The 419-nt window shown below is 53.2% G+C and carries 1 protein-coding gene; it reads left to right on the top strand.

Translation table 11 applies throughout. The annotated features are described in order from the left end of the window. A partial coding sequence (locus tag AC1RPT_RS07700; RefSeq protein WP_481762970.1) for a hypothetical protein occupies nucleotides 1–391 on the top strand: 391 nt, incomplete at its 5' end. Nucleotides 392–419: the final 28 nt, after the last annotated feature.

Raw genomic sequence — 419 nt, 5'->3', positions numbered from 1 at the left:
GGATAAAGGAGAAATGATGAGCACGAGCACCATCGAAATTCGTCGTGAACTGTTGCGTGGCGCAATCGCGAAATTGCGCTTGGGTCGAACCCTATACATCTGCAACGGCATTGAGAAAACGTTGGATGAAATGCGCCCATTTTCTGATCGTGAAGTGAAGCGCACGTATTACCAACAGTCTTTGGCTCTGAAGCATCGCATTCGCGAATTGTTGGACGGGCACCACTCGTACACGACATGGCTCGTGGCGCAGGGTGCGCTTCCTGAATACGAGGGCACGGTGGTAGACGCTCCCTACTCTGGCTACATCGATTCGTTGCCCGGTGTTCTTGAATCCCGCATCGCGTGGGCCGAGTGGATGCTCGAAAACTGGTGCGGAGAACAAGCATGAACAAGATTCGATATGCGGTGCTGGAGCT

It is taken from the genome of Dellaglioa sp. CoH-56-MRSF-11 (genome assembly GCF_056782135.1).
This window is presented reverse-complemented; position numbering and strand designations above follow the sequence as displayed.